The organism is Synechococcus sp. R8-2, from assembly GCF_047461715.1.
Classification (GTDB): Bacteria; Cyanobacteriota; Cyanobacteriia; order Thermostichales; family Thermostichaceae; genus Thermostichus.
The window spans coordinates 1-4,546 of the sequence record NZ_JANSHQ010000434.1 but is presented as its reverse complement, the minus strand read 5'-3'; the positions used below and the strand labels follow the sequence as shown (position 1 = coordinate 4,546).

At 59.4% G+C, this 4,546-nt stretch carries 4 protein-coding genes; 1 reads left to right on the top strand and 3 read right to left on the bottom strand.

Going from position 1 to position 4,546, the window contains the following annotated elements; all coding sequences use genetic code 11:
• Positions 1 to 57: 57 nt before the first annotated feature.
• On the top strand, positions 58 to 1,530 hold the full coding sequence (locus NW819_RS10445) for an NAD(P)/FAD-dependent oxidoreductase (RefSeq protein WP_414341657.1): 1,473 nt from the start codon (positions 58 to 60) through the stop codon (positions 1,528 to 1,530).
• Here the strand turns inward: NW819_RS10445 and lpxB are convergent.
• The 3 genes from lpxB to fabZ form a co-directional block, all read right to left on the bottom strand.
• Entirely contained in the window at positions 1,527 to 2,735 is a 1,209-nt protein-coding gene (lpxB, locus tag NW819_RS10440) for a lipid-A-disaccharide synthase (RefSeq protein ID WP_414413696.1), read from the bottom strand. The genes NW819_RS10445 and lpxB overlap by 4 nt on opposite strands.
• 26 nt (positions 2,736 to 2,761) lie before the next feature.
• Positions 2,762 to 3,739 carry an acyl-ACP--UDP-N-acetylglucosamine O-acyltransferase gene (gene lpxA, locus NW819_RS10435; protein ID WP_414382304.1) on the bottom strand — a complete coding sequence of 326 codons (978 nt, stop codon included), beginning with the start codon at positions 3,737 to 3,739 and terminating at the stop codon, positions 2,762 to 2,764.
• 233 nt (positions 3,740 to 3,972) lie between these two features.
• Complete coding sequence (fabZ, locus tag NW819_RS10430) at positions 3,973 to 4,473, bottom strand: 3-hydroxyacyl-ACP dehydratase FabZ (RefSeq protein WP_414355588.1); 501 nt, start codon at positions 4,471 to 4,473, stop codon at positions 3,973 to 3,975.
• Positions 4,474 to 4,546 lie beyond the last annotated feature (73 nt).

The window sequence follows — 4,546 nt, the reverse complement described above, 5'->3', positions numbered from 1 at the left end:
TCAAACTGCAATCCCTTTGCTATATTACCAGATGGTACCTCAAGGCAGCTATCCAGAGTGCAGTCCACAGTGGTGATCGGGGCGGGGCCAGCTGGATTGAGTGCCGCCTACGAGCTGAACAAGCAGGGCTACCCGGTAACGGTTTTGGAAGCGGATCCGGTGCAGGTAGGGGGGCTATCCCGCACTGTAACCTACCAAGGCTATCGCTTTGATATCGGTGGACACCGCTTTTTCTCCAAGTCGGCGGAAATTGAGGCTCTGTGGACGGAGATTTTGGGCTCGGAAATGCAGGTTTGCCGTCGGCTTTCCCACATTTTTTACCGAGGTGTTTTCTTTGATTATCCAATTCGACCTACGGATGTTTTTGCCAAACTGGGGCCAGGGTTTACCACCCTCTGTCTGCTCAGTTACCTAAAGGCGCGCCTCTTTCCCAGGCCCAATCCTGTATCTTTTGAAGATTGGGTCATTAACCAATTTGGGGAACGGCTGTATCGCACTTTTTTTAAGACCTACACCGAGAAAGTGTGGGGGATCCCTTGTCACGAGATCAGCGCCGACTGGGCAGCCCAGCGGATCAAGGGTCTGTCGATGGCTTCTTTGATCCGTAAAACCTTTTTCCCCAACCGAGAGGGGGTGATCAAAACCCTGATCGATCGCTTTCGCTATCCTCGCCTAGGGCCAGGCCAGATGTGGGAGCGCGTTCAAACCTTGCTGGCAGAAGCCGGGCAGCCGGTACAACTGGATCGCAAGGTTACGGCAATCCACTGGAACCGGGCCGGAGTTCAAGCTGTACAAGCCTGTTCTCAAGGGGGAGAGACCTTTTGGGTGACCGGCGAGCAGTTCATTTCCACCATGCCGCTGCGCTCTCTGGTGCGGGCTTTGGTACCTGCAGCACCGGAGCCGGTGCGAGAGGCTGCCGAACAACTGCGGTATCGGGATTTTTTGACGGTGGCTTTGCTGGTGGATGAGCCCAACCTATTTCCAGATCACTGGATCTACATTCACGATCCCTCGGTGCGGGTGGGGCGTATCCAAAACTTCAAGAATTGGAGCGCGGACATGGTTCCGGATCCCTCGGTCACCTGCTTGGGTTTGGAGTATTTTTGCTCAGCGACGGATCCCTTTTGGGGACAAACCGATGGGGATTTGATGGCCTTGGCAACGCTGGAATTGCAGCGGTTGGGCCTGCTGGGGAAGGCAAAGGTTTTGGGCGGCACAGTCATTCGCGCCCCGAAAGCCTACCCGGTTTACAATCACGGCTATCAAGCTCACATCCAGACCATTCGAACCTTTTTGGAAGAAGCACTGCCCAATTTGCAGGTGGCAGGCCGCAACGGCATGCACCGCTACAATAACCAGGATCACGCCATGATGACGGGCCTTTTGGCCGCTCGCAACATTGTGGCGGGGGAACGGCGCTACGATGGGTGGCGGGTCAACCAAGATGCTGAGTATCTGGAAGAGGAGGATTCGACAGCGGCCTTGGCGGGAGGACGGGCCGTGCCCCAGGTGCTGGGTCGCCGGAGTTAGCGGCGGAAGGGATCCTGCTTCGATCCAGCTTCGCCATCCAACACCTCTAGGATGGCCTTGGCAGCGCGAGCCAGAACGCCGGGTTCTCCCAGGGCGGCCCGCATCGCGACGTAGTCGGCTTGCAGTTGGGCTTGGCGTTCGGGCCGAGTTAGCAACTCCAGCGCCAGTTGGGCAATCTTCTCTGGCTGGGCCTGCTCCTGCAGCAACTCCGGCACAATGGGGCGCATCTGCACGAGGTTGGGCGGAGACATGAAGGGCACCGACACCCTCAGCCAATGGCGGGCGATCCAGAAGGTGATGGGGTTGAGGCGATAGATCACCACCTGGGGGATCCCCAAGATGGCCGTCTCCAAGTTCACCGTGCCCGACTTGGCCAACACCAAATCAGCCGCTGCCAAGGCGAGGTGATGAGCTTTGTGGGGGGAGAAGAAGGGCAGAGCTTGGGGATCCAAAAGGGTGAGGTTGAGCCCAAGGCGGCGGGCAGCCCGCGCAATCGGGGCAGCAAAACGGGGCGAGGCCAGGGGCACCCAAAACTGTGCCTGAGGCAGGTGAGCTTGCAACAACTGAGCCGCCTTGAGCAAGACAGGCAGAACCGAGCGCAGCTCTTGTCGACGCGAAGCCGGCACCACCACCACCACCGTGGCTTCGGCAGGGATCCCCAACTGGGCTCTGGCGGCAGCACGGCTGGGCACAGCGGCCAAAATATCCAACAGGGGATGGCCCACATACTGGACATGGGCTCCTGCCGCCGCGTAGTAGCGGGCTTCCTCAGGGAAAATCGCCAACATCAGCCGCATCTGCTGGGCCAGTTGGTAGGTGAGGCGGGCGTCCTGCGACCACACCCACTCTTGGGGGGCAATGTAATAGACAGCAGGGATCTGCCGCCGTTGCAGCAGACGGGCAATGCGGCTGTTGACGCCGATGTAGTCCACCAGCACGGCCACATCTGGCGGGTCTTGGGCTAAAAAGCGGCGAATCTTCCACTCCGTCCAGAGGGCGGGGCCGACAAAGGGAAGAGCCTCTAAAATGCCAACAGAGCTGATCTCGGTGGTGCGGTGCAACAGACGGGCCCCCGCAGCAGCCATGCGCTCCCCTCCCACGGCGGTGATGCGCAGCTGAGGGCGTTGGCGCAGCAATTCTTCGATCAGATGGCCGGCCTGCAGATCCCCTGAGACCTCGCCCGTGCAGATGAACAGGTGGCTCACTAGAGCTACGCTCCCGACCCCAATCTTTAGTCATCCAGCTCTGAAGTGCTCTGCACCGGCGGATCTTCCCCCCTCCCGCGCAGGGCCGGCAGAGGGCCACGTCGTTGGGGCTGGGAGAGGGAGTCTTCCAAAAATTGCAGCAGATGTTGCAGGGATCCCGTCTCGTCCACCCACTCTTTCCCCTGTAGGGAAAGGACATGGCGCTCTCCCTCCGCACCGCTGTTACAAACGACACACAGGCTGCTGCGCAGTGTTTGCAGCGCTTTTTCCAAAGGCAACCCTGAGCGGTACAAAAATCGGTAGACCTGCCGCAGCAAGGGCAGGGATCCCTCCATCCCTTGGGCTCGCCGCAGCCCCACCAAGTTCAGACCGCGGATGCGAGCCGGATGTCCTTCCACCAACATGTAGGGGGGAACGTCGCGGTCAACCCGGCTCATCGCCCCCACCATGGCCAAGCGCCCAATGCGGGTGAACTGGTGGATCCCGACCATGCCGCCAATGCGGGCTTGAGACTCGATGTGGATATGGCCGGCCAAGGAAACAGCATTGGTAATCACCACCTGATTTTCGATGACGCAGTTGTGGGCGACATGGGTGTAGGCCATCAGCAGGTTGTAATCTCCAATCAGGGTGGCTTCCCCTTCATTGGTAGCCCGGTTGATGGTGACGAACTCGCGGATGCGATTGCCTCTGCCGATTACCACTTGAGAGGGGGCGCCGCTGTACTTCAGATCCTGAGGCTCGGTGCCCACAACTGCTCCCGGAAAAATGTGGTTGCCCTCGCCGATTTCCGTCCAGCCATCGATCACCACATGGGCCCCCACCACCGTATGGGCAGCAATGCGAACATGCTCGCCGATCACCGCATAGGGGCCAACCTGCACCGTTTCGTGCAGCTCAGCTTTCGGATGGATCACCGCAGTGGGATGAATCCGCTCCCGTGAGCGGTGCGGCGCACTTGCAGAGATGTTGGGAGTGGATCCCGCTGAAGCGAACGAACTCATTTCCGACCTAGCCAGCAACTGTGGTTACGCTCCCAACCCTGCGAAGGATCACCAAGACTTGACTCCAGGGGAGATGAGCCTTAGAGCTACGCCCCACTGTCGCGACAACATGTTTACCGTATCCCGACAGAAAGGCGCAAGCAGCCCCTGAGCCATCTTTCTATCCCAACACTTTATCTCAATTGCGAGAACACCCACACCGGAGCGCCTCCTGGATGGCCGCTGTTGGCCCATCAATCCACCAGGGAGAACATCAGCTCCCCCTCGGTTACCAGTTGCCCTCCCACCTGAGCGCGGCAGAACATCTTGCCAATGCGCCTCTGGCGAATGGTGAGCAAATCGGCGGAGAGCAGCAGCTGATCCCCCGGCAGTACCGGGCGGCGAAAGCGAACGCCATCGATCCCGGCAAACAGGGCCAAGCGCCCGGCCACGTCCGGCAACTTGGTCAACACGATCCCCCCTACCTGGGCCATAGCCTCGACGATCAGGACGCCGGGCATGATGGGTCGGTTGGGGAAATGCCCCTGAAAAAAGGGCTCGTTGAAGGTGACGTTTTTCAGGCCCACTGCCCGTTGCCCCGGTTGATACTCCACAACCCGATCCACCAGCAAAAAAGGATAGCGATGGGGCAAGATCTCCAAAATCTGCTCCGTTGTGAAGACAGGGGGAGCAGTTGCCAATTGAGCGGCTGCCTCAGCCGAGAGGAGGGGAGGAGGGGAGACATCAGAGGCCATGGTGAACCCGTGGAGACAGAAGACAAAACTGAAACCCCGGATGGGGAGGAAGCAGGCCAGAACTCAGCCAAAA

Excerpts from the sequence above, each read along its gene's own strand:
- fabZ (WP_414355588.1), bottom strand. The coding sequence starts at position 4,473 with ATGGCCTCTGATGTCTCCCCTCCTCCCCTCCTCTCGGCTGAGGCAGCC.
- lpxA (WP_414382304.1), bottom strand. The coding sequence starts at position 3,739 with ATGAGTTCGTTCGCTTCAGCGGGATCCACTCCCAACATCTCTGCAAGT.